This is a genomic window from Microcoleus sp. B3-D2 (assembly GCF_036705345.1).
Lineage (GTDB): Bacteria > Cyanobacteriota > Cyanobacteriia > Cyanobacteriales > Microcoleaceae > Microcoleus.
In genome coordinates, this window is sequence record NZ_JAUBUG010000093.1 from 1 (window position 1) to 23126 (window position 23126).

Annotated in this window: 23 protein-coding genes and 4 rRNA genes; 16 read left to right on the forward strand and 11 right to left on the reverse strand. The window is 45.8% G+C overall.

Translation table 11 applies throughout. The features are described from left to right. A partial coding sequence (locus tag QUB14_RS25310; protein WP_333220759.1) for a CHAT domain-containing protein occupies window positions 1-763 on the forward strand: 763 nt, incomplete at its 5' end. Window positions 764-781: 18 nt separating this feature from the next. On the opposite strand, the gene QUB14_RS25315 is transcribed toward QUB14_RS25310, so the two are convergent. Further along, the gene (locus tag QUB14_RS25315) at window positions 782-1435 is read right to left on the reverse strand and encodes a Crp/Fnr family transcriptional regulator (RefSeq protein ID WP_333220757.1); all 654 of its coding nucleotides are present in this window, start codon (window positions 1433-1435) and stop codon (window positions 782-784) included. A 525-nt stretch (window positions 1436-1960) separates the two neighbouring features. On the opposite strand from QUB14_RS25315, the gene hslO reads away from it, so the two are divergent. The 4 genes from hslO to QUB14_RS25335 are packed head-to-tail and all read left to right on the forward strand — an operon-like array spanning window position 1961 to window position 5636. After that, entirely contained in the window at window positions 1961-2860 is a 900-nt protein-coding gene (gene hslO, locus QUB14_RS25320) for an Hsp33 family molecular chaperone HslO (protein ID WP_333220755.1), read from the forward strand. Between the two features lie 24 nt (window positions 2861-2884). Then, complete coding sequence (locus tag QUB14_RS25325; RefSeq protein WP_006634923.1) at window positions 2885-3109, forward strand: hypothetical protein; 225 nt, start codon at window positions 2885-2887, stop codon at window positions 3107-3109. Next, window positions 3106-5166: a hypothetical protein gene (locus tag QUB14_RS25330; protein ID WP_333220753.1), complete on the forward strand. Its 2061-nt coding sequence runs from the start codon at window positions 3106-3108 to the stop codon at window positions 5164-5166. Before QUB14_RS25325 ends, QUB14_RS25330 begins: the two co-directional genes overlap by 4 nt. A gap of 59 nt (window positions 5167-5225) precedes the next feature. Then, window positions 5226-5636: an ester cyclase gene (locus QUB14_RS25335; protein ID WP_190655612.1), complete on the forward strand. Its 411-nt coding sequence runs from the start codon at window positions 5226-5228 to the stop codon at window positions 5634-5636. 136 nt (window positions 5637-5772) lie between these two features. Here the strand turns inward: QUB14_RS25335 and QUB14_RS25340 are convergent, their stop codons facing one another. The 3 genes from QUB14_RS25340 to QUB14_RS25350 form a co-directional block, all read right to left on the reverse strand. Beyond that, window positions 5773-6246 carry a TspO/MBR family protein gene (locus QUB14_RS25340; RefSeq protein ID WP_333220749.1) on the reverse strand — a complete coding sequence of 158 codons (474 nt, stop codon included), beginning with the start codon at window positions 6244-6246 and terminating at the stop codon, window positions 5773-5775. 301 nt (window positions 6247-6547) lie between these two features. After that, the gene (locus QUB14_RS25345; RefSeq protein ID WP_190655609.1) at window positions 6548-7129 is read right to left on the reverse strand and encodes a hypothetical protein; all 582 of its coding nucleotides are present in this window, start codon (window positions 7127-7129) and stop codon (window positions 6548-6550) included. 41 nt (window positions 7130-7170) lie between these two features. After that, a complete protein-coding gene (locus QUB14_RS25350; protein ID WP_333220746.1) occupies window positions 7171-7344 on the reverse strand; it encodes a hypothetical protein in 174 nt (57 codons plus the stop codon). Window positions 7345-7498: 154 nt separating this feature from the next. Here QUB14_RS25350 and QUB14_RS25355 point away from each other — a divergent pair, with 154 nt between their 5' ends. Then, entirely contained in the window at window positions 7499-7813 is a 315-nt protein-coding gene (locus QUB14_RS25355; RefSeq protein WP_333220744.1) for a zinc ribbon domain-containing protein, read from the forward strand. A gap of 163 nt (window positions 7814-7976) precedes the next feature. Here the strand turns inward: QUB14_RS25355 and QUB14_RS25360 are convergent, their stop codons facing one another. After that, window positions 7977-8828, reverse strand: a complete 852-nt coding sequence (locus tag QUB14_RS25360; protein ID WP_333297361.1) for a YkvA family protein — start codon at window positions 8826-8828, stop codon at window positions 7977-7979. A gap of 112 nt (window positions 8829-8940) precedes the next feature. On the opposite strand from QUB14_RS25360, the gene QUB14_RS25365 reads away from it, so the two are divergent. After that, window positions 8941-9765 (forward strand): NAD-dependent epimerase/dehydratase family protein, encoded by an 825-nt coding sequence (locus tag QUB14_RS25365; protein WP_333220740.1) that lies wholly within the window; start codon window positions 8941-8943, stop codon window positions 9763-9765. 78 nt (window positions 9766-9843) lie between these two features. Here QUB14_RS25365 and QUB14_RS25370 read toward each other — a convergent pair whose 3' ends face one another. The 5 genes from QUB14_RS25370 to sufB all read right to left on the reverse strand — a co-directional run bounded on the left by QUB14_RS25370 (window position 9844) and on the right by sufB (window position 16173). Continuing rightward, window positions 9844-10836: a hypothetical protein gene (locus tag QUB14_RS25370; RefSeq protein ID WP_333220737.1), complete on the reverse strand. Its 993-nt coding sequence runs from the start codon at window positions 10834-10836 to the stop codon at window positions 9844-9846. 66 nt (window positions 10837-10902) lie between these two features. Then, window positions 10903-12165 (reverse strand): SufS family cysteine desulfurase, encoded by a 1263-nt coding sequence (locus QUB14_RS25375; RefSeq protein ID WP_333220735.1) that lies wholly within the window; start codon window positions 12163-12165, stop codon window positions 10903-10905. A gap of 166 nt (window positions 12166-12331) precedes the next feature. Continuing rightward, a complete protein-coding gene (gene sufD / locus QUB14_RS25380) occupies window positions 12332-13654 on the reverse strand; it encodes a Fe-S cluster assembly protein SufD (RefSeq protein WP_333220733.1) in 1323 nt (440 codons plus the stop codon). Beyond that, entirely contained in the window at window positions 13651-14442 is a 792-nt protein-coding gene (gene sufC, locus QUB14_RS25385) for a Fe-S cluster assembly ATPase SufC (protein ID WP_333220731.1), read from the reverse strand. Before sufC ends, sufD begins: the two co-directional genes overlap by 4 nt. A gap of 288 nt (window positions 14443-14730) precedes the next feature. Then, a complete protein-coding gene (sufB, locus tag QUB14_RS25390; RefSeq protein WP_333103299.1) occupies window positions 14731-16173 on the reverse strand; it encodes a Fe-S cluster assembly protein SufB in 1443 nt (480 codons plus the stop codon). 188 nt (window positions 16174-16361) lie between these two features. Here sufB and sufR point away from each other — a divergent pair, with 188 nt between their 5' ends. The 6 genes from sufR (at window position 16362) to rrf (QUB14_RS25420) (ending at window position 19316) form a co-directional block, all read left to right on the forward strand. Further along, on the forward strand, window positions 16362-17060 hold the full coding sequence (sufR, locus tag QUB14_RS25395) for an iron-sulfur cluster biosynthesis transcriptional regulator SufR (RefSeq protein WP_333220730.1): 699 nt from the start codon (window positions 16362-16364) through the stop codon (window positions 17058-17060). A gap of 109 nt (window positions 17061-17169) precedes the next feature. Continuing rightward, window positions 17170-17577 carry a hypothetical protein gene (locus tag QUB14_RS25400; RefSeq protein WP_333220727.1) on the forward strand — a complete coding sequence of 136 codons (408 nt, stop codon included), beginning with the start codon at window positions 17170-17172 and terminating at the stop codon, window positions 17575-17577. A gap of 196 nt (window positions 17578-17773) precedes the next feature. Next, a 5S ribosomal RNA gene (rrf, locus tag QUB14_RS25405) occupies window positions 17774-17890 on the forward strand. A 243-nt stretch (window positions 17891-18133) separates the two neighbouring features. Beyond that, the gene (locus QUB14_RS25410; RefSeq protein WP_333220725.1) at window positions 18134-18277 is read left to right on the forward strand and encodes a hypothetical protein; all 144 of its coding nucleotides are present in this window, start codon (window positions 18134-18136) and stop codon (window positions 18275-18277) included. Between the two features lie 204 nt (window positions 18278-18481). After that, window positions 18482-18598: ribosomal RNA gene (gene rrf, locus QUB14_RS25415) — 5S ribosomal RNA — on the forward strand. A 601-nt stretch (window positions 18599-19199) separates the two neighbouring features. After that, window positions 19200-19316 (forward strand): 5S ribosomal RNA (rrf, locus tag QUB14_RS25420). A 272-nt stretch (window positions 19317-19588) separates the two neighbouring features. Here the strand turns inward: rrf (QUB14_RS25420) and QUB14_RS25425 are convergent. Then, window positions 19589-20463 (reverse strand): IS630 family transposase gene (locus QUB14_RS25425; protein WP_333221634.1). Its coding sequence is split into 2 segments (ribosomal slippage): window positions 19589-20131 and window positions 20134-20463, totalling 873 coding nucleotides; the frame shifts between segments, so codons are not numbered across the junction. A 74-nt stretch (window positions 20464-20537) separates the two neighbouring features. Between QUB14_RS25425 and QUB14_RS25430 the strand changes: the two genes are divergently transcribed. The 3 genes from QUB14_RS25430 to QUB14_RS25440 all read left to right on the forward strand — a co-directional run bounded on the left by QUB14_RS25430 (window position 20538) and on the right by QUB14_RS25440 (window position 22856). Then, window positions 20538-20678, forward strand: coding sequence for a hypothetical protein (locus QUB14_RS25430; RefSeq protein ID WP_333221632.1), 141 nt, complete (start codon window positions 20538-20540; stop codon window positions 20676-20678). Window positions 20679-20899: 221 nt separating this feature from the next. Then, window positions 20900-21016: ribosomal RNA gene (gene rrf / locus QUB14_RS25435) — 5S ribosomal RNA — on the forward strand. Window positions 21017-21296: 280 nt separating this feature from the next. After that, window positions 21297-22856: a cytochrome P450 gene (locus QUB14_RS25440; RefSeq protein ID WP_333221597.1), complete on the forward strand. Its 1560-nt coding sequence runs from the start codon at window positions 21297-21299 to the stop codon at window positions 22854-22856. The last annotated feature ends 270 nt before the right edge of the window (window positions 22857-23126 follow it).

Here is a 23126-nt window from a genome sequence, read left to right on the forward strand (position 1 = left end):
AAGCGGTTTGACTGTTTACGTGATGCGATCGAAGATGTCCTACGCCTTGCATCCTAACCGCCTTGGCGGTTGCTATACCATCCTCACCGCTCCCGCAATTCAAATTTTGCAGCTAACCCGCCAATCACGTCAAAAAGTCCGACAACCTTCTCTCCAAAATAACCTCGTCGTCGGCAATCCAACCATGCCCAAAATTGGCACCCCGCCGCGCCAATTACCTCCCTTACCGGGCAGTGAACAGGAAGCAATTACAATTGCCCAACTTCTGAATACTAAACCGATTACAGGTTCTCAAGCCACTAAAGCATCGATTGTTCAACAGATGCTAAAAGCCCGGATTATTCATCTGGCAACTCACGGATTACTCAATGAAGTGAAGAGGCGAGATTTACCGGGAGCGATCGCCCTTGCGCCCTCAGGAAATGATGACGGATTGCTGACTTCGAGTGAAATTTTGGATTTAAAATTAAATGCTGAATTAGTGGTATTAAGTGCTTGCAATACTGGCAGAGGAAAACTCACAGGTGATGGTGTGCTTGGGTTATCTCGTGCTTTAATTAGTGCTGGTGTTTCCAGTATTATCGTTTCTTTGTGGTTAGTATTCGATGATTCGACAGCGGAATTAATGGCAGAATTCTATCGCCAGTTACAGCTAAACCAGAATAAAGCTCAAGCTTTGCGGCAAGCAATGCTGATTACAATGAAGATGCACCCAAATCCGCAAGATTGGGCCGCGTTTACGCTGATTGGCGAAGCAGAATAAGATTTTTTTCGGCGCTTGCTACACTGCTTGAGGGTTGCAGCCAAACAAATCCGACGTGGACGCAAAAACATTTTTGTTAAGAATTAAATGCCGATCGCCATCTCGACTGATTAACCCTTGCTGCTGCAATTTTCCCAGCATTCGAGTTACTGTTACCCGCGTCGTGCAAATCGCATTAGCAATATCTTGATGTGTCAAGCGGATATTCAAACGAGTTCCCTCAACCACAGGCTGACCGAATTCCTGTTGCAATAATAGCAGTAGCTGATACAAACGGTCATCTACTCGCCGCTGTCCGGCGATCGCTAAAATTGCTTCCATTTGCCGCAGTCGCCGTACCATTTGAGGCAGCAACTCGTGAGCCAATTGAGGAGAAGCTTCGATTTCCACCATAGAATACCACATCAAATAAATATCTGATGTCGCCGTAGCTCGGTAAGTCTGCAAGCTTGTCAACCACAAACCGAAGCACATCGAAGGTCCAACCCAACCCAAAAGTCCTTCTTCCCCGGTTGGATAAAGCGTACTCAGTTGTGCTAAACCTTGACAGACTCGCCAAAGACCGTGCGGCATCATAGGAATGGTTTCGCCCTTGGCATAAAAATGCAAGTTTCGGCTCGCTCCTGTGTTATGCTGGATTTCCGCTAAAAGTGCTTTGGATGTTGGTGGCATATCCCTTATTTCCAGCTAAAAAACATTGGTCTGAGACCTACGCATCTCACTCTAGCCGGCCAAGGTAAAGGTTTGGTAATCGTCTGGTTAGCGCCAAGATAAGCTTTAGTCATTAGTTGTTATAGCAATCATAAATGAGTCGTAAACTTTTTACCCCACCCCAGCCCTCCCCTTATAAAGGGGAGGGAGTAAGAAATTCACAAATGATGCGAGGATTGCTATAGTTGTTAGTTGTTAGTCATTAGTGATTAGTTGTTATAAAATGACTGAGAAGCGGGTAGATGATGGAAAATAAATGCAGTCGTTATTGCGGGCATATTAAATAAATATTTAAGTGGAAGAATCAATCAGAGTATTTGTTAATAAATAGTTGATGGATCGAGGTTTTATAGAAAACAGAGGCGAGTTCTGAAGTTCGATCGCACGGACAGGCCCGCCGAGTCAACTGCTGCTATCTTCTCCCACAACCTTCAAGAACTTCTAAAATAGTTCAAGAAGGTATCAAAAGACAAAGTAAGGTTTTTCATGGCCGATCAATTAATTCGCGCTACAGCCGCAGAGGGCGGAATTCGCGCTGTAGCCGTCATTTCCACCCGCCTTACCGAAGAAGCAAGACAGCGGCACAAGCTCTCCTACGTGGCTACAGCGGCCCTCGGGCGCACGATGTCGGCAGGGCTGTTACTCGCCTCCAGCATGAAGCGGCCCGAATCGAGAGTCAACATTCGCATCAAAGGAGATGGGCCGCTGGGCGGGCTTCTGATTGATGCGGGACTCGATGGAACAGTTCGGGGTTATGTGGACAATCCCGAAGTGGAACTGCCACCCAATGCTAAAGGCAAACTCGATGTGGGCGGGGCAATAGGTGACGGTTATTTGTACGTGGTGCGGGACGTTGGATACGGTTTCCCTTACTCAAGTACGGTAGAATTGGTTTCCGGCGAAATTGGCGACGATCTGACTCACTATTTGGCAACCTCGGAACAGACGCCTTCGGCTCTGGTTTTGGGGGTGTTTGTGGGGGCGGGCGGGGTACAAGCGTCTGGGGGTGTGCTGTTGCAGGTTCTGCCGAAGGCGGCAACGGACGAAAAATTGGTGCAAACTTTAGAATCTAGAGTTGCTGAATTGTCGGGCTTTACGCCACTGCTGCTATCGGGCAAAACGCTGCCCCAGATTCTCGAAGAGTTACTGGGAGATATGGGCCTGGAAATTTTCCCGGAAACTCAGATGGTGCGGTTTCACTGCGGCTGTTCGTTCGATCGAGTTTTGGGAGCTTTGAAAATGTTGGGCGAAGCGGAACTCCAAGACATGATAGAAAAAGATGGCGGGGCTGAGGCTACGTGCCATTTCTGCAACGAGGTTTACAAAGCTAACAGCGACCAACTTGCAGAACTGATCGGCGATTTGCGATCGAACTCCGGTTCTTGAGACAATAATGTGTAATTGGCAATAATGAGTGCGAGTCGGGATGAAGGCCTTGACCAATTGCCAATTACCCATTATCAATTACCTAATCACAAAATTTTGATTTTTGTGGTTTGGCGATCGTCTCTTGTAGTCTTTCGCCTGCTGGAGTATTTAAAAGTGATGAATACATTCTATAGAGCAGTCAATAGCAGCGATCGCTGTTTTGAAATAATTAAGACAGGCTGGTTGTTGTTTGTGGTGAGGATATGAGTCAAGATCGCAAAACACCAGGCCGTTGGTCTGCATCAGAATCCTTGGAGTCAACAAAGGATACTTCGTCGCTGGTGCGGTTACCAGCAAGGAAAAACCGGGCTGAACGACTTAAAGAGCTCCGAGAGCTGGTTACTTCGGGAAAACTGCCGGGAGGGCATTTGGAACTACGGCCGAATTTGTCTGGGGAAAACTCGCAGCCGCCTGGGCCACAGAAGTTGTGGCGGATCTGGTCGAATAAGTGGCAGTTTTGGCTGGCGGTGAGTTTGCTGCTGTCGGTGGGTATGGGGTTTGTGGCAATTGCGTCTTTGCTCAACCTGACCTCGCAGTCGAATTGCTCAAAGATTTTTTGGCCGACGGCTTCTGCTAACGATCGCTTTTTTTGCGCTCAAGAAGCAGCAAGCAAGCGGACTGCAGATGATTTGCTGTTGGCGATCGAATTAGTGAATGCTTTGCCACAAAACCATCCGCTGCGGCCGAGAATTAACGGTCAAATCGCTCGGTGGTCGGAGGATATGCTCAGGCTGGGAAATGCTAGTTTCCAAGAAGGAAAGCTGCAGGAGGCGATTGCGATAGCGAAGAAGGTTCCTCAAAACGTTCCTGCTTACCCGACGGTGGAAAAGCAGATTGAAAAGTGGCAGTCGATATGGAACGATGCAGAGAAAATTTACCGCACGGCCGAAGACCACTTGCGTAAGGAAGAGTGGACGCTGGCTTTCCGCCAAGCTACTTTGCTTTTGGATTTGGGAAATACTTTCTGGGAATCGACTAAGTACGAGGAATTGACTAAGCTAATTCAGGCGACTCGGACTGAGGGCAATAAGTTGGTCAAAGCCCGGAATACAGCCTCGGAGGGAGGTCTCGACAATCTGGTGACGGGGATTAAGCTGGCTCAGGGAATTGGTCAAAAGAGTTATTTGTATCAAGCTGCCAATAAGGCGATCGCGGAATTTAGCAAGAAAATTTTGGAGATCGCCCAAAAACGCTTGCAGGCTGGCGATTGGCAGCAGGCGATCGCGATCGCTAACAAGATTCCCGACACTGCAAATTTAAGGGAACAAGTACAAGATTTTAATGAGTTGGCGAATGCTACTTCTCAGGCTTTGACTGGCTCTGTTGAGGGTTTCTCCAAGGCGATCGAGATTGCTCAAAAGGTGAAGTCCGGCCGCCCTTTATACAAACAAGCTCAAAATTTAGTCGGCCGCTGGCAGCAAGAAATGGCTGATGTGAAAGTTTTGGATTTGGCAAGCAGGCTGGCGGCGCCGGGAGGGGTAAATGATTTGAGGGCTGCGATCGCCCAATTGCAAACAGTCCCGGAATCAAATCCCCGCTCCCAGGAAGCTCTCCGTCAAATTAGCAGCTTGAGCCGTCAAATCGAGCTGCTGGAAGACAGTCCGTATTTACAAAGAGCGAACGATTTGGCGAGTACCGGCGATCCGAATTCTCTGGAGGCTGCTGTGGCTCAAGCTTCTCGGATAGCTAGAGGTAGGGCGCTTTACGTGGAAGCTCAAACCAAAATTCAAGCTTGGATCGAGAGGAGACAGCGGCTTGTTGACCAGCCGTTTTTGGATAGAGCTCAGCAGCTAGCGGCAGGCGGCAATTTGGCGGAGGCAATTGAGATGGCCCGCCGGATTCGATCGGGACGGGTGCTTTATGAAGAAGCTCAATCGAACATTCGGGCTTGGGAGGCTCAATTTGAGGGCGAGCAAGGTTTGCAGAACGCCCGTCAGGCCGCCCGAGCGGGGACTGCGGAGGCTCTGCAAACGGCTATTGCGCTGGCCCTTCAGGTGCCGGAGTCGAGTTCGCTCCGGTGGCAGGCGAGTGAGGCGATTGATGAGTGGAGCCAGCGGATTTTGGCGCTTGGTGTGGAACAGTCGTCGTCGGATCTGGCTGGGGCGATCGCGACTTTGAAAAAAATTCCCTCGGGTACTCGGGCTTTTGAGCAAGCTCGATCGCAAATCGAAGTTTGGGAGGAGTCGCTGAATCCTTCGGATGCTGAATCTCCCCCTCCCGATCCCCCGGAAACTGAGCCTCCGAGCAGCCCTCCGAGTCGGTAAATTTGAGGGTGAGAAGGTGCTAACTAATATCTTTACTTATCTGTATTAGAGAACCAAAAATGAAAACGCCCAAGCAAGTTCTCGAAGACTGGGTTTCTGCTTATAACGCTCGTGACCCTCACGCCCTGATCGAGCTTTATCACGACGATGCAGAGAACCATCAAGTTGCCTTTGGCGATCCTCTCAACGGGCGTGAGGCATTGCTTGAGAGTTTTGTTACCTTCTTCCAAGCCTTTCCCGACAATTACACGCACGTTGAGAATCTGTTTGAGGATGGCGAGTGGGCGATCGTCGAGTGGACTGGTGGCGGCACATTTCTAGGTGAGTTTGGTGGCCACCTACCAACTGGCAAAAGTTTTACGCTGCAAGGCTGTGGCTTCTTTCATGTTGTTGATGGCAAAATCCATTTTCAACGCGGTTACATAGACAAGCACACTTGGTTCATGCAGCTTGGGCTACCGATATCCTAAGCTTCCAGTTGTGCAACTGTACAATTATTCCCATCAAGTCTTTGCTGGCTAAAACCTGCGTTGCAGCTAGATACTACCGAAAAAAAGTGCTTTTTTCTGATGCTTGCAATCCCATTAAAATGACTAATTCCAGAGCCTAAACATCCGCCGGATTGAGGTGCATCATGACCCAAGTGGTGTAAGTGCCGATCGGACTCCAAAGTATGTAAGGCAGCAATAACAGGGTGGCAGGCTCCGAAACTTGCAACACAGTTAAAGCTAGGATTACGCTTAAAATAGCGCCCGTTCCGCCGATTATTGTGCCGACTTTTAGGCTCCTAACTTTGCACATAACCGAGGTGTAAGACATAGTTACTATTTCTAAAAGCAGGTACAAACCCATTCTCAGCCAAGTCTCCTGAGTTCCCGGTTCTGTTTCCCAAACAATCACTGCTGACCAAGCTGCACAAATAAAAATTACTGTCCAAATTAGGGGAATTGCTCTTTCAAATACTAGCCACCTCGGACGCTGCAACCGGTTGAACCATTGGATGTCGCTGCGCGGGATTAAGTTAGCTGCTAGTGCTACTATCAAGGCGACGCCTCCAATTACCATCCAGGATTTAATCATTTTTTTACCTTGGGCGAGGTTGACAGGTTCAATTCAGCAGATATTATCTCTAATTTTGGCGATCGCGCAATCTGTCCCTAGTTATATTAGGTTTGGTTCCGTCGCGAAACCCAACATCAGTTGAAAAGTAATTTAGACTTCTGGGAAATCTCAATTTATTTTTTTATATTCCGTTTCATAATATAAAAAATTTAGCTCTTGCTGCCTCCCCTTTTAAAGGGGAGGGTTCGGGTCTGCTTTTCAGTAAAATTGACCAGTAAATTGAACAAAAACTCTCTTAGTCTTTCAAAAAAATCGGGGACTAGCCGAGCCGATGATGCTGTTCTAATTCTAAACTAGAGTCATTCTCTTTTTTGGGAACCAGAAGCGTATTTTCACTGCTGGGTTGCAACACGGCTTTAATCACTTGGAGAAAACGGTTAGGCTTTTTGGTTTGACCGTTGAGAGTGCGCCGCTCTTGCACTTTTTTAGAAAGGTGCCTCATCACAGATAAATCCAGTTCATCGATGAAATGGTCTGCTATACGTTCTCCCATTAAATCAATAGCTTCAGCATACTGATCGGTTAGCGTTTCTATGGCATCGTATGCTTCGTCAGCAACTTGACTTGCTACTGTTTTATTTTGGTCGCCCGGTGTCTGGGAATGGCTGCGGCGTCGGTCTAAAAGACTTTGGTAATCCGCAATGCTCATTCCCAAATTGTAGAGATGGTGGTGAGCGTGATCCATCAAATCTACTTCACTGGGATAGAAGAAACCACGAGTGCTGTTGATGCCGTGCAGTTTTGCCCAACGCCGCAGATTTGTCTCATCTTGCAGTTGGTATCGCTCCAACATTTGAGCTGTGTTCAGCTCTACTTCTGGCGTAACTTTGAAATCGCTCATCGGTAAATCCTCGCTGGTGAGTAAATAAATAAAATTGAAACTTAGAATCTGTGATTGGCGTACAGTCTGAAAATGACGATCAATCCTGTGACAGCAGTGAGGGAAGTCTTGCGGGCATTTGCTAGCCGTCGATCGTGCGATCGTTGGATCGAGTCAGAGGATTTCAGGGTAGCGTACTTTTGGGCTTCGTCTCGATCGCATCCGGGAGCAAGCACACAGGGTTAATAATATAGCTGATTTATGGTTTCAACAACCGTTAAAAATAGTAAAGTTTGATTGTTGGGCTTGAATTCTTAGTAATGTTGAGCTATAATATTCTCAATAACCGTGCAATTAGTAATTTTAGTAGTTGCAAACGAGATTCTTAGTATGCCTGTATACGATTATTTGTGTCCCGAAAACAACCAGCAGTTAGAAGTTTGGCACAGCATGAACCTGGAAGTTTCGACTTGGGGTCAACTGTGCGAGTTGGCTAAGTGCGAACCCGGGGAGACTCCCGCAGATGCTCCGGTACGTCGGTTGCTGAGCGCTCCGAGATTGATGAAGCCGACATCCGACACTGATTATAAAAATTCGGGTTTCAGCAAGTATGTAAAGCGGGATGAAGGGGTTTATGAAAATGTCACGGCTAAGGATGGTGAAAGCCGTATTGTCAATCGAGAGGGCAAGCCGATTAAAGACTGAGAATCCACAATAATTAAGTTTTCAGTTGAGTGAATTAAAGATATTGGATAGGGACACGGCACTGCCGTGTCTTTTATTTCATGTAATTGAAAACTCCTATATTATTCAGATTATATTATTCCGATGCAGACCCACACAATACCAGCGATTGGACATAATATGATTAGCAAAACCAATCTTTCATTTTTTGTTTTGCTTGTTCTTTAGTGTCAGCATTAATGTATACTGAAACAGTAGCTAGTGCCGCCAACAATACTCCCAAATCGTCTGTAAATCCGATGCCGACTAATATATCGGGAATGGCATCGGCGGGAGATATAAAATATGTCAAAGCTCCAAGTACAACTCCTTTTGCCCAAGCAGGCACGTTTGGGTTCTGAGCCGTATAATAGAGAATTAAAGCTTTTTCCACTACTTCTCTTCCTGCGGTTAAAGCAAAGTTTTTAAGTTTAGCCCAAAAACTGTCATCTGAATAGTTAGTTTTGGGGTTGATCGGGTTTGTTGTGGTTCCTTTGGGGTCGATCAAATCGAGAGAGATGCCATTAGTTTTCAGCGCTGAAACACCAGACTTGAAGGATGCCGATGCCTGATTTTTAGTTGGCGCGGACTTTTGTATTTGTTTCATGTTTGCGATGAATTCCTGCATGGCTTGGATTTGTAAGTCGGAAACCGCCAGCAGTTTTTTGGCGGATTGGATCGCCTCGCTTTCTCCGCGCTGCAGCGTCTTATTTGCCCAAGCAATGTTGATTAAAAAATACATGACTCCCAAACGCAGCGTTTCTTCTGACTGGCGGAGTGTTTGCAAACAGTCGCTGAGTGATGGGGGACTGGCTGTGTAGGAGTGGATTTGATTCTTTGCAGAGTCAGAAAATTTGTCTAAATTTATGGTTTTAAATAACAAATCTAGTTCGTCAATATCAACGGAACCATCGCCGGCTGCCATCGCAAACAAAGAACCATAAAAAGCCTTAAGTTCGGTTTCTGAGGATGTGGCAAAAATATCTCTCTCGGACACGATGCTACTCCGATTGATAACGATGCTTTGCATTTTACCATAAAACTCAGCGCGCCATGATTGCAGAAATCGGCAATAATTTTAGAGAGCATAACACAATGGAGAATTTTTTATGAAAGTTGCGATCGTCGGCTGCGGCTATGTGGGTACTGCAACAGCCAAACATTTACGCGACAAATCTGATTGTACCGTGACGGCGACAACTACGACGGCGACGCGAGTAGTTGAGTTGGAGGGTGTCGCGCAGCGGGTAGCCGTGCTCAAGGGAAATGACAAAGATGCGATAGCCTCTGTACTGCAAGAACAAGATGCTGTTATGCTGTGCGTCGGTGCCCGAAATCCTCATACTTATCGGGAAAGTTATATAGATACGGCGACAACTTTAGTATCGGTTTTACAGCAGATACCGACAGTAAAGCAGGTTATTTATACGGGTACTTATTCTGTGTATGGCGATCGCCAAGGTGAATTGGTAAATGAAGATTCACCTGTCGCGCCGGCTAATCCAAACGGTGAAATTCTCGCCGAAACAGAACGGGTTTTATTAGCAGCATCTAGTCCCAATCTTCAAGTCTGCATTCTCCGTTTGGGTGGAATTTATGGGCCGGGGCGAGAATTAGTTAAAATCTTTGGAGGCTGGGCTGGGAGCACTCGTCCTGGTAGGGGAGAAGATGCTACTAATTGGGTGCATCGAGATGATATTGTGGGGGGGTTAACTTTTGCTTTGGAAAATCGATTGCAGGGAATTTACAATTTAGTGGGGGATGTGTCGCTATCCAGTCGCGAATTGCTCGATCGCATTTTTGAAGCTCATAATTTACCTAAAGTTTCTTGGGATGGAAGTCCTAGTGTGCGGCCTTATAATGCGAGGGTGTCGAATCAAAAGATTAAGGCGGCTGGTTATCAGTTTGTTCATCCTGAGATTAGGGAGTTTTAGTTGGGCGATCGGTCTTTTTCTTTACCGCAGATGCAGGCGGATAGACGCGGATGAACGCGGATGAAGAAAGAGCGATCGCTAAATTAAATAATTATCTCTATAGCGCTCCTGTGCCATTTGTCGTGCTTCAAATTCATTCCATTGCGGGATAGGTCGTAAAGTTTCTACAGTTGTCAATTCCTCGGGAATTGGTGTACCTATTATTTGATTGATTACTTCCGCTATTACCCGACAACAGCTTTGTGGCCAACAGACAACTTGCTCCTCAGCAAATCTAATGACTATCCATCCTTTTTCTAAAAATAGTTGATGGCGCTGATTTTCTTGGACAAGCACTTCGTAATTTTTAGGCTCACCGGTTTCATAGTGATAAGGTTTATCAATTGTTATATCAATACGTAAATTGGTTAATTTATCAAAATAAGAAATTTCTATACAGTAAGGTTGATAGGACTGGGATTTTTGGATTATTAAATTGTTATAAATTTTATCTTGAAATAATTGCTGTAAGTTCTTATAAAATTCACTTTCAAGCCACTGAGACTTTGTACTGACAATTCTACCTTCAGGAGGGACGGTTTTTATGATAATGTCTTTAATTATCTGATAGCGATACTGTTTTATTTTTTCAGGTTTTTGGGATTCTGCTATCTGCCGTTTATGCTGAATCTCACGCTTTTGCCATTCTGCTAACAAATCTTTATAATCGCGCATTTGTTGCTTGTATTGATTAAGTGTTCGTAAGTAATACATTTGTTGTTGCCAGAAGTTCAAGGCAGTAACCAAAATTCCACCTACAGAAATATAGAAACTAATGATAATATTTCTACTAGCAATCAGACCAATAGTTGCAAAAGGAATAATTAATGGGATAGATTTATAAAAAAACAAAAGTACATCAATTGGTTGGGGCTTATAACTAGGAGGTAAAGGTTTTGGTTCACTAAATTTCCATGTGAATGGAACTCCATTCATAGCTTGAATAACAGGATCGGGCATCAGGATAATAGGATATTGATTCATGTTTTTTAGTGGTTGTATTATTAAACTATAATACTCAACTATTTTCACGAGATATTCCGCTCGGCAAAGGCAAACAATGTTCTAACAAGGTGGGCAAATGCCCACCCTACCAAATTACCCCATAATCCCAGCAAAAAAGTCGATCGTCTCTTTCAACGCTTTCACAAACACATCAATCTCCTCGCGAGTATTGTAAAAATACAAACTCGCTCTGGCAGTAGATGAAACGTTCAAATAGCGGTGTAAAGCTTGCGTGCAGTGATGCCCGGAACGAATCGCGACTCCCTCCTGATCCAACATCGTAGACAAGTCTTGAGGGTGAATTTCTCCGGCTGTAAATGCCGCCAAAGCTGCCCTACCTTCGCCGTTGCTGTCTGGCTGCGGGCCGTAAATTTTGATTTCTGGAATTTGCCGCAATTGTTGGAACATATAAGCCGTTAATTCAGCTTCGCAAGCGTGAATCTTATCCATGCCAATGTTACTAAGATAATCGATTGCTGCACCAAGGGCGATCGCCTCACCGATTGCAGGCGTGCCGGCTTCAAATTTGTGCGGCAAATCGGCATAGGTGGAATAATCGAGAAACACGTCAGCAATCATCTCGCCGCCGCCGAAAAACGGAGGCATTTCTCTGAGCAAGTCCAGTTTACCGTACAGGAAACCGATGCCAGTCGGAGCGCACATTTTGTGACCGGAAGCAACCAGCCAATCGCAATCTATTGCTTGCACGTCTACTATCATGTGCGGCACGCTTTGGCAAGCATCAATTAAAACTCTTGCGCCGAAACTGTGGGCAATTTTGCAGATTTCTTTGACTGGACTGATGCAGCCCAAAGTATTAGAAACGTGAACGGTTGACACCAATTTAGTTTTATGGGAAATCAGGGTTTTAAACTGTTCCAAATCAAACTCGTTAGTTTCCGTTAACTCCACAAACTTCAGCACCGCACCTGTTCTTTGAGCTATCATTTGCCAGGGAACGAGATTGCTGTGGTGTTCCATCACCGACAGGATAATTTCATCTCCGGCTTGCAGATTGCTCAAACCCCAAGAATAAGCAACCAAATTAATCGCTTCGGTGGCGTTGCGAGTGTAAACAATTTCTTGCCGCGACGCCGCATTTACAAACGCCGCAACTTTGTCTCTAGCACCTTCGTAAGCATCAGTGGCTTTGGCGCTGAGAGTGTGGGCGCCCCGGTGGACGTTTGCATTGTATTGTCCGTAGTAATCGCGCCAAGCGTTGAGCACAGCTAGGGGTTTTTGAGAAGTAGCTGCATTGTCTAAATAAACTAGCGGTTTGCCGTTAACTTTTTCATTCAAAATAGGGAAGTCGCCGCGAACTTTTGATGCAAGTGTTTTTTCTTGAATAAGTGTCATATTTTTTGAAGTTAGTGATTTGTCGTTGGGTGGGGGCGGGTTTACGAGATTGTTGGTTTGAGGCAATTATTATTCGTAAAACCCGCCCCTACAGGCTGTTAAAAATGGTGCAAGATGTTGTAGGGACACAGCACTGCTGTGTCCTCTGTGTCCTCATCTTTATGAGTTACCCTTGGATAGCGACGCAGGTTGAAAGCATTTTCGCCACCCCAAGAATCGGTAATTGATTGAGCATTTCCGCCGCAAAAGCATCGATTAGCAAATAGCGACTTCTTTCTAAATCCAAACCGCGACTTTGCAAGTAGAAAAGTTCATCATCTTCTAACTGGCTGACAGTTGCACCGTGGGAACATTTAACGTTGTCAGCCACAATTTCTAACTGCGGTTTGGTGTCTACGCGAGCTCTCGGCGACAGCAACAAATTCCGGCTCAATTGTCCGGCATCTGTCAATTGTGCGGCTTTACGAACGAAAACTTTGCCGTTAAATACAGCGCGTGCTTTGTTACCGATAATGCACTTGTGCAATTGGCGGCTTGTACCGTGGGGGTGATTGAAATCGATTAAACTGTGAGTGTCTGATAACTGTTCGCCAAAAGCTACGGTTAAACCATTTAAAGTTGTTTCAGTGGCTTCGCCACGCTGAAATACTTCTAAATTGTGCCGCGATATTTTGCCTCCCAAGCTGATAGCATGGCTAGTATAACGGCTATTGCGAGATTGCTCGATCGCACTTTTGCCGATATGAACAACCTCCCCACCTTCCCGCTGCAGCCGAACGTGATTCACAGTGGCGTTTTCGCCGACAACAACATCGGTTACAGCATTCGTAAATGCAGCGACATTACCGATAGTTGCGTAATCCTCAACCAGCGTCACATTGCTTCCAGGCTCAGCTATGACCAAGCAGTGCGGCTGGGACATCGTGGGAGATGCACCGGGCGCTGTCAGGAACAGCAAGTGAATCGGAAGGTCGATCGACATATTGGCCGGCACGCACACCACCGCAGAATCGGCTAAACCCGCCATATTCAGCGCGGTAAACACCTCAGTTTGCTGTCTGTGCTTGCTCAAAACATCGCTGATGTGCCCTTGATATTTTTCCGGTACATTGGATAGATTACCTGCGTAAAATTCCGACGGTTTTACCGTTGACAAATCCGGGGCATAAACACCGTTGACAAAGACTAATCTTAATGGTAAATCGTCCTTGTCTTTGACGGGCATAATAATATCAGACAGCGCAATTGCTGACTGATTGCTCTGCGGCACATTAAAAGGAATTTTTAACAGCGGCGACAAATCAGTAAACCGCCATTCCTCATCCCTCACCGTCGGAAAACTTGCAGACAAAACGTATTGAGTCGCAATGTCGCGCAAATCATCCAACCCGAAATCAGAACTTTTGCTATTAGCAGCCTCCAACTTACCGCACTGATTCACCAAATCAGTCAAAAACATTTCCCTACTAGCAACTTGCGTATTCATCATCGCGCGCCTACTCCTGCTGCTTCCTCTTCCACAACCCAGTCATAACCGCGCTCTTCCAATTCCAGCGCCAACTCTTTCGGGCCAGTCAAGATAATTCTGCCCGCTTCCATGACGTGAATAAAATCAGGAATAATGTAATTCAGCAACCGCTGATAGTGAGTAATCACCAACATCGAATTTTCAGCATTTGACAAATGATTCACACCGCCGGCGACTATCTTGAGAGCATCGATATCCAAACCCGAATCAGTCTCGTCCAAAATAGCTAATTTTGGTTCCAACAACGCCATTTGTAAAATTTCATTCCGCTTTTTCTCGCCGCCGGAAAAACCCTCATTAACGCTGCGGCTTAAAAAAGAATCATTCATCTTGACAATATCCAGCTTTTCCTCGATTAAATCTTGGAAATCAAAAGCATCCAATTCTTCCAAGCCGCGATGTTTGCGGTGAGAATTGTAAGCCACGCGCAAGAAATCCAGATTGCTAACGCCGGGAATTTCTAAAGGATATTGGAAAGCCAAAAATACGCCCGCCAAAGAGCGTTCTTCCGGCGCTAATTCCAGCAAATTTTGACCCAAAAAAGTAACTTCTCCGCCCGTTACCGTATAAGCAGGATGGCCGGCTAATATCTTAGATAAAGTGCTTTTTCCCGAACCGTTCGGGCCCATAATCGCGTGAATTTCACCCGATTTAATTTCCAGATTCAAACCCTTAAGGATTTGGGTGTCTTCCACATTCGCAGTTAAATCGCGGACGGATAGCACCACTTGACTATTTTCTACAATCATCTATTTTTGTCCTTTTCCTCAATGCACTTTACAGTTTTTTCTTCTCGTTCTTCTCGTTCCTAGGCTGTGTCTATTGGTGACAATTTAACGTGAAACCGATAGTCCGCCAGGGAATGAATTCCCTGTCTCAAAGCTTAAGTCCTCTGAAGAGGACTGAGAAGAAAATTTTTAAACTCATTAGTCCTCTTTAGAGGACTTTAGCTTTGAGGCAGGGGTTTCAACCCTTGCCGGACGCTCGCTTTGACGTTAAGTTGCCAGCAATAGGATCGACCTGGTAACGAGGGTAAATTATCCGACACTTCCTTCGAGTTTCAGGCTCAACAGCTTATCAGCTTCCGCTGCAAATTCCATCGGTAACTGATTGAAAACATCTTTACAGAAACCGCTAATCATCATCGAAATAGCATTTTCTGCGGAAATTCCCCGCTGTGCGAAGAAGAACAATTGCTCTTCCCCAATTTTAGAAGTAGAAGCTTCGTGTTCCACTTTAGCAGTGTGGTTCTGCACTTGAATATAAGGGAAAGTATTCGCTTGAGCGTTGTCGCCAATCAGCATCGAATCGCACTGAGAGTAATTGCGAGAGCCTTTAGCGTTCGGCCCCATCTTCACTAAGCCGCGATAGCTGTTGGATGAATTACCCGCAGAGATTCCCTTAGAAATAATGGTGCTGCGAGTATTTTTACCAACGTGAATCATTTTGGTGCCGGTGTCAGCTTGCTGTTTGTTGTTTGTCAGCGCTACTGAGTAGAATTCGCCCACCGAGTTGTCGCCGACTAACACGCAACTCGGATATTTCCAAGTAATCGCGGAACCGGTTTCTACTTGCGTCCAAGAAATCTTGGAATTGACTCCTTGACACAAACCGCGCTTAGTCACGAAGTTGTAAATGCCGCCTTTGCCGTTGGCGTCGCCGGCGTACCAATTTTGCACTGTGGAGTATTTAATATCGGCATTGTCCATTGTTACCAATTCCACGACGGCGGCGTGCAGTTGGTTGGTGTCAAACATGGGGGCGGTGCAGCCTTCTAGGTAAGACACTGAGCTGTTTTCTTCTGCAACAATTAAGGTGCGCTCGAACTGGCCGGAATCTCCGTTGTTGATGCGGAAATAGGTTGACAGTTCCATCGGGCATTTGACGCCTTTGGGAATGTAAACGAAGGAACCGTCGCTGAATACGGCGGAGTTGAGCGCTGCGAAAAAGTTATCGCCGACTGGTACGACGCTGCCGAGATATTTTTCTATTAATTCGGGATAATCTTTGACGGCTTCTGAAATGGAACAGAAAATAACACCATCTTTGGCTAACTTTTCTCTAAATGTTGTGGCAATTGAAACGCTGTCGAAAACGGCGTCAACTGCGACATTTCCGAGCCGTTTTTGTTCGGAGAGGGGAATGCCGAGTTTCTCGAAGGTTTCTAGCAGTGTCGGGTCAACTTCATCTAAGCTGTTGAGCTTTTTGGGCTTTTGTTTGGGCGCGGAATAGTAGATAATTTGTTGGTAGTCGATCGCGGGATAGTTGACGTGGGGCCAGGTGGGTTCGGTCATTGTCAGCCACTTCCGGTATGCTTTGAGGCGGAATTGCAGCATGAATTCCGGTTCGTTTTTCTTGGCGGAAATCAGGCGCACTACATCTTCGCTCAAGCCGCGGGGGATGGTGTCTGACTCGATGTCGGTGACGAAACCGTATTTGTAGGGCTGGTTGACTAAGGTTTTGACTGTGGTAGAACTCATTATTTTGCGTGTTCAGTGTTCTAGATAATGCTCTCTGGATGGCAGACGGGGCAATGCCTGTCTGGGCTTGAGCGAGTTCTGCTGGACTGCTCTGGGAAGTTAAACAACAATTTTGTTGCTTTACTATATTTTAAGCTACATTAACAATAGTGATATTGTCAAAGTCAAATTAATAATTTTTTGTGAAGATGATGGAGACTACTCAGCAGACTTCCACGAAACAAGACATCCTGGAATATTTGCTCAAGGGGGGGCAGGGGACGGCTCTTGAGTTGGCGGAGTCCTTGGATATCAGCCCGCAGGCGATTCGCCGTCATTTGAAGGATTTGGAAGCGGAGGGGCTGATTCAGTATCAGTCGGTTCAGGCTGGGATGGGGCGGCCGCAGCACATTTATGAGCTTACCAGTCTGGGGCGCGATCGATTCCCTAATCGTTACGGCGATTTTGCAGTCTCCTTCCTGGATACTTTGGCGGAAACCGTCGGCCGCGAGCAAGTGATTACTATCTTGCGAAAACAGTGGCAGCGCAAGGCTACGGACTACCGGCGGCTAGTGGGGGCGGGTTCGCTGCAAGAACGGGTGACTAAGTTGGTGGAACTCCGCAGGGCTGAAGGTTATATGGCTGAGTGTTATCCTGTAGAATCTGTAGAGGTTGGGATCTGCGATCGCGACGTTAAGGGCGATAGATTTGTGTTGATGGAACACAACTGCGCGATTTCTAATGTTGCTGAAACTTTTCCGAGTGTGTGTGGCAATGAGTTGGAAATGTTTGCAGCGGTTTTGCCGGATTGTATTGTGGAGCGGACTCACTGGATTATTAATGGGGAACACCGCTGCGGTTATTTGATTGCAAGGAAGAAGGAAGAAGTTCGGCAACGGATTTTATAACGGATTTAACGGATGTAACGGATGAAAGTTCGGCAACGGATGAGTGTAACGGATGTCACGGATGTCAGGGATTACCAATTACCGATTAGCAATTACCAAATTTTAATATATGGAACCGCTAGCAGATTTTTTAAAGCCGGAAGAGTGTGCCGAAGTTGATATGGCGCTGCTGTCGTCCAAGGAAAAGTTTTCGGCGCGGGTGGCAATTTATGCTTTGAGGGTGCTCAAGCAAATTTCTGGGGAGACTGGTTTGCCGGTGGCTGAGGTGACTAATGGGCAGGTGATGGATTGGATTAAGAATGATGAGAGTATTAAAGGGTCGATCGAACTTGATGCTAGTTTTGAAAACTTTTTTACGAATTTGGTGGTGGCGTCTTTGCGGCCTTTGAGGCAAATGGCGGCAGAAGCTGAAAGCCCGATCGAACAATTAACAGTTAAGCAGGTCGTGGCGTGGTTTGAGAAGGACGGAAAAATTCGCAGAGAACATGGAACCGAGGCGGCTTTTTTGGACTTGTGAGTTAAAGGTCGATCGTCCGCGCCCCCAAACCAGGTCTCAAACCCCGATAATTCGAGCGGTTTCGGGCGATCGAAAAAAAGTTTTGCCAAAGGGGTTGACAGACAAAGGAAAACTTGATAAGGTAATTAAGTCGAGCGAAAGAGATGCAGCGCATCTGACTTAACGCAGACACAGGATTAAAAGTTTTCAAAGCTTTCCTGGTGCTTATGATGTAATGGAACCACTCCGATCCATCCCGAACTCGGTTGTTAAACGTTGCTATGGCGAAGATACTCGGCGGGTCACTGCCCGGTAAAATAGCTCAGTGCCAGGTTAATAATAAATTAAAGCTCTTTTCCCGCAACAACGGAAAAGGGCTTTAGTTTTTTGGGGAGTTATTAGTCATCTACACAAAAGCTCGTCTAGGGCCGACAGGATGCCTAACCCCTACTCCCCACAAGAATTGTTGGAGAGGTCTTTGCTGCGAGTTTTGTAGAAATCTCAATATTCTGGGCCAGGAACAGATGTTGGGTCGCTCGAACTTGATGCGAGTTTTGAAAAGTTTTTTACGAATTTGGTGGCGGCGTCTTTGTGGCATGAGAGGCAAATTGTCACAGAAGCCGAAAGGGCGATCGAGCAATTAACAGTTAAGCAGGTCGTAGCGTGGTTTGTGAAGGATGGGAAGATTCGCAGAGAACAGGGTGTCATGCGACGTTTTTAGATTTTTGAGTTAAAGGTCGATCGCTCGCACCCTCAAACCAGGCCTCAAACCCCGATAATTCGAGCGGTTTCGGGCGATCGAAAAAAAGTTTTGCCAAAGGGGTTGACAGACAGGGGGAAACTTGATAGAGTAATTAAGTCGAGCGAAAGAGATGCAGCGCATCTGACTTAACGCAGACACAGGATTAAAAGTTTTCAAAGCTTTCCTGGTGCTTATGATGTAATGGAACCACTCCGATCCATCCCGAACTCGGTTGTTAAACGTTGCTATGGCGAAGATACTCGGCGGGTCACTGCCCGGTAAAATAGCTCAGTGCCAGGTTAATAATAAATTAAAGCTCTTTTCCCGCAACAACGGAAAAGGGCTTTAGTTTTTTGGGGAGTTATTAGTCATCTAAACAAAAGCTCGTCTAGGGCCGGCAGGATGCCTAACCCCTACTCCCCACAAGAATTGTTGGAGAGGTCTTTGGTGCGAGTTTTGTAGAAATCTCCATATTCTGGGCCAGCAGCAGATTTTGGGTCGATCGAACTTGATGCTAGTTTTGAAAACTTTTTTACGAATTTGGTGGCGTATTTGCGGCATGAGAGGCAAATTGCGACAGAAACCGAGATCCCGATCGGACAATTAACAGTTAAGCAGGTCGTGGCGTGGTTTGAGAAGGACGGGAAAATTCGCACAGAGCAAGGAACTGATGCGGCGTTTTTGGATTTGTGAGTTAAAGGTCGATCGGCCGCACCCCCAAACCAGACCTCAAACCCCGATAATTCCAGCGGTTTCGGGCGCTCGAAAAAAACTTTTGACTTTGGGGTTGACAGACTAGGGGAAACTTGATACAGTAATTAAGTAGAGCGAAAAAGATGCAGCGCATCAAGCTTAACATTAAGCCGAACGCAGACACAGGATTAAAAGTTTTCAAAGCTTTCCTGGTGCTTATGATGTAATGGAACCACTCCGATCCATCCCGAACTCGGTTGTTAAACGTTGCTATGGCGAAGATACTCGGCGGGTCACTGCCCGGTAAAATAGCTCAGTGCCAGGTTAATAATAAATTAAAGCTCTTTTCCCGCAACAACGGAAAAGGGCTTTAGTTTTTTGGGGAGTTATTAGTCATCTACACAAAAGCTCGTCTTGGGCCTGCAGGATGCTTAACCCCTATTTCCCACAAGAATTGTTGAAGATGTCTTTGGTGCGAGTTTTGTAGAAATCTCAATATTCTGGGCCAGGATGAGATTTTGGGTCGATCGAACTTGATGCTAGTTTTGAAAACTTTTTTACGAATTTGGTGGTGGCGTATAGCAACCGCCAAGGCGGTTAGGAGGCCAAGCGCAATACATCTTCGATCGCATCTCGTAAGCAATCAAACTGAGCGAGGTGTTTGCGAATCTGACTCTTGAGCCAAGACCAACATTTTTCAATTTTGTTGAGGTCTGGTGAATAGGGTGGTAGGTACAGCAGTTTACACCCCGCATTTTGAATCAGTTGCTCAATCCTCCCGCCCTTATGGAAGGTAGCATTATCCATCACCACCACCTGTCCTGCTTCAAGTACGGGAACCAAACAACTTTCCAGCCAGGTTTCAAACACTGTTCGATTACACGCGCCAACGACTGTAAAAGGGGCTATCAAGTTTGAAGAGCATAGGGCGGCAATCCTATTCACCCGACCCTGGCGCCGCCCTGATTTGAGTGCATGGAAACGTTGCCCTCGTTCATTCCAGGCATAATCATACTGGTCTCGGTTATCCATTCCAGATTCATCAAGATAAACAATCTTGTCCGGAGGTAGGGTAGACAATTCGGCTAAAAATGCTTGCCGTTTGCCTTCATCCCGTTCGCGGTAGCCATAGGTCTTTTTTTTCGAGTAAAGCCAATTTTTTTCAAAGCCCGTGATATGGTGCGATCGCTAATCTCCCCATCCCAAAGTTTTGCCATCTCCACTTGGGTTTTATCCCCATGCTCAGACGCAAACTCGCGGAATTTTTCCCAATCGGTGATCTTGTGACCATTGCCGGGGGGTTGATTGGGCAATGCTTCAAAATTCCCAGTTTGGTCTTGTCGCTTTAGCCATAGGTTGATGGTGTTGCGACTAATGTTGAACAGAAGACTTGCTTCGCTAATCTTCAAGCCATCGAGCTGTATAGCTTGGATGACCTTCTGACGAAGGTCGTAACTGTAGGGTTTGGGCATGGGTCGAGCGATCACTCCACAGGAAGAGGTACTCCTTCCAGTTTATGTCTTAACCGCCTTGGCGGTTGCTATATTTGCGGCATGAGAGGCAAATTGCGACAGAAGGCGAAAGGGCGATCGGACAATTAACAGTTAAGCAGGTCGTGGCGTGGTTCGTGAAGGACGGGAAAATTCGCACAGAGCAAGGAACTGATGCGGCGTTTTTGGATTTGTGAGTTAAAGGTCGATCGACCGCACCCCCAAACCAGACCTCAAACCCCGATAATTCCAGCGGTTTCGGGCGCTCGAAAAAAACTTTTGACTTTGGGGTTGACAGACTAGGGGAAACTTGATACAGTAATTAAGTCGAGCGAAAGAGATGCAGCGCATCAAGCTTAACATTAAGCCTTAACATTAAGCCGAACGCAGACACAGGATTAAAAGTTTTCAAAGCTTTCCTGGTGCTTATGATGTAATGGAACCACTCCGATCCATCCCGAACTCGGTTGTTAAACGTTGCTATGGCGAAGATACTCGGCGGGTCACTGCCCGGTAAAATAGCTCAGTGCCAGGTTAATAATAAATTAAAGCTCTTTTCCCGCAACAACGGAAAAGGGCTTTAGTTTTTTGGGGAGTTACAGATGTTTATAATATGACAAGTGCGTAAGTCCAGAGCTTGTTGCGTATTTGAAGACGAGTAGGAATTATCCCCGGCCATCATTAAAGGAGTTAATGCTAGAGCCACATCAGGCAATTACCAAGTCGAACGTTTTATATTTAATTAGGTTGACTTACTTAATCTCCCTTTCAAGGTAGTATATGGGTAATAAAAAACTATGGACTTGGGCAGATTTATGTTTCAAAGCATTACTTCTCAAATAAATGGTTCTTCTTCCTTCTTGTCATATTTAGTAATAGTATTAGGCTTTACTAGCATAGCGTCTATACTGAGTTGGCGATGGTGGAAAGGAAAGGAAACGTATAAATCGCTACAATCACTCCCTTCGCCTCCCCAATATTGGGTGTTAGGAAATCTGCCACAAATATTAGCAGCAGTAAAACAGAAGAAATTATTTCAGCAATTTTTTGATTGGAGCCAGCAGCTAGGCCCGATGTACGTCATCTGGAATGGCAGGACTCCAGTTGTGATTTTAAGTAAACCAAAAGTAATCGAAGATACCATTATCAATGGAATGAGAGATGGTAGCTTAATTAGACCCAAGCAATTACGCGAAGCATGGAACGATATCAGCGGTTCTATTATGCTTGGAGAAACTGGAACGGAGTGGCAGTGGCGACGCAAGGCTTGGAATCCGGAATTTAGTTCGAGCAATCTTTCCAAATATCTGGAAATAATTAGCCAAGCTTGCGAACAAGTCATTGAGACGCTCAAACAAGCTGCACCCCCAAAAGAAGTGGAGGTAGATCCTCTGTTTGTGGAACTAACAATGCGGGTGATTTCCTCTTTGGTACTAGGTATTCCTGTAGATAGAAATAGTACCAGTCAGGAAGGTTCCCCCCTGGAAGTTAGCAAGGTATACGAAGCGATGTCTGTTGTAGGTTATCGATTCCTGCGACAAGCTACGGGCGAGAAAAGATGGATGAAATATTTGCCAACTCAGAATTCACGGGATTATTGGGCAGCAAGGCGATATTTAACGGAATTCCTTACTCCCCGCGTAGACTTAGCTTTACAGATGAGAGAACAAAATCAAAATGATTTCCCACAAGTCAGTAGTTTGTTTAAGGAATCAATGTTAGTCAAAATCGCGGCTAAAGAGCCAAAATACGATCGGGAAACCTTAATTTCAGAATCCATTGAACTATTAATAGCTGGGACTGACACCACAGCCCATACTTTATCCTTTGCACTTGGAGAGTTGAGCTTAAATCCAAGAGTGTTTCAACAAGCACGGGACATCGTTGACCAAGTTTGGCAAAAACAAAGCGGGATTAACCTAGAAAATCTCAAAGAATTGGCTTATATTCGTGCCATTATCAAAGAAACACTGCGGCTTTATTCAGTTGCCTCCGGCTCAACTACATTAGAGGCTCAACGGGATACTCTAATTGACGGTACAGTGATTCCGCGTGGGACGAGAGTATCCTGGTCAATGCTTGCAGCCGGAAGAGATCCAGAAGTTTATGCTCATCCAGAGGAATTTCTGCCGGAACGTTGGTTAGACAAGAATAAGGAAACAAGTTCACTGCCAATGATAGACTTTGGCTCAGGGTCGCATCGTTGTTTAGGAGAGCATCTATCAATGCTGGAAGGAACGATGATGTTAGCATTATTGGTGCGCCACTTCGATTGGGAGTTAGTCAACGGTCGTTCTTCTCTGGAACAATTACAGCAAAACCTGTTAATTTATCCGTCAGATCGAATGCCAGTACGCTTTCGAGAGAGAAACTGAGCCTAAACCTTTCAAACACCGCAATTTTTAGGAATATACAAGATAGCCGGATTAGCGCTCTTCTGTCACTCTAAGCAGAGAAAAATAGGTAATCAGGGGTAAAATTCGTTTGAGCAATAGGAATGGGAAAGAGATTCATCACAGAAATCAGCCTAGGAAATCCGGCTCTCCTGAACTTATGGTTATAAGTTTATCTAATCACCAAAGCAAGCTAATACGCGATTCCTAAAATTATTAAAATTAGAAAAACCATACCCTTGTCGCATTATC

Bases quoted from the DNA above. Each gene is read 5' to 3' on its own strand.
- QUB14_RS25400 (WP_333220727.1), top strand. From the start codon at position 17,170: ATGGAACCGCTAGCAGATTTTTTAAAGCCGGAAGAGTGTGCCGAAGTT.
- QUB14_RS25365 (WP_333220740.1), top strand. From the start codon at position 8,941: ATGAAAGTTGCGATCGTCGGCTGCGGCTATGTGGGTACTGCAACAGCC.
- QUB14_RS25315 (WP_333220757.1), bottom strand. From the start codon at position 1,435: ATGCCACCAACATCCAAAGCACTTTTAGCGGAAATCCAGCATAACACA.
- QUB14_RS25335 (WP_190655612.1), top strand. From the start codon at position 5,226: ATGAAAACGCCCAAGCAAGTTCTCGAAGACTGGGTTTCTGCTTATAAC.
- QUB14_RS25375 (WP_333220735.1), bottom strand. From the start codon at position 12,165: ATGACACTTATTCAAGAAAAAACACTTGCATCAAAAGTTCGCGGCGAC.
- QUB14_RS25345 (WP_190655609.1), bottom strand. From the start codon at position 7,129: ATGAGCGATTTCAAAGTTACGCCAGAAGTAGAGCTGAACACAGCTCAA.
- QUB14_RS25355 (WP_333220744.1), top strand. From the start codon at position 7,499: ATGCCTGTATACGATTATTTGTGTCCCGAAAACAACCAGCAGTTAGAA.
- sufC (WP_333220731.1), bottom strand. From the start codon at position 14,442: ATGATTGTAGAAAATAGTCAAGTGGTGCTATCCGTCCGCGATTTAACT.
- QUB14_RS25440 (WP_333221597.1), top strand. From the start codon at position 21,297: ATGTTTCAAAGCATTACTTCTCAAATAAATGGTTCTTCTTCCTTCTTG.
- QUB14_RS25330 (WP_333220753.1), top strand. From the start codon at position 3,106: ATGAGTCAAGATCGCAAAACACCAGGCCGTTGGTCTGCATCAGAATCC.
- sufR (WP_333220730.1), top strand. From the start codon at position 16,362: ATGATGGAGACTACTCAGCAGACTTCCACGAAACAAGACATCCTGGAA.
- sufD (WP_333220733.1), bottom strand. From the start codon at position 13,654: ATGATGAATACGCAAGTTGCTAGTAGGGAAATGTTTTTGACTGATTTG.
- QUB14_RS25325 (WP_006634923.1), top strand. From the start codon at position 2,885: ATGAGTGCGAGTCGGGATGAAGGCCTTGACCAATTGCCAATTACCCAT.
- hslO (WP_333220755.1), top strand. From the start codon at position 1,961: ATGGCCGATCAATTAATTCGCGCTACAGCCGCAGAGGGCGGAATTCGC.
- QUB14_RS25340 (WP_333220749.1), bottom strand. From the start codon at position 6,246: ATGATTAAATCCTGGATGGTAATTGGAGGCGTCGCCTTGATAGTAGCA.
- sufB (WP_333103299.1), bottom strand. From the start codon at position 16,173: ATGAGTTCTACCACAGTCAAAACCTTAGTCAACCAGCCCTACAAATAC.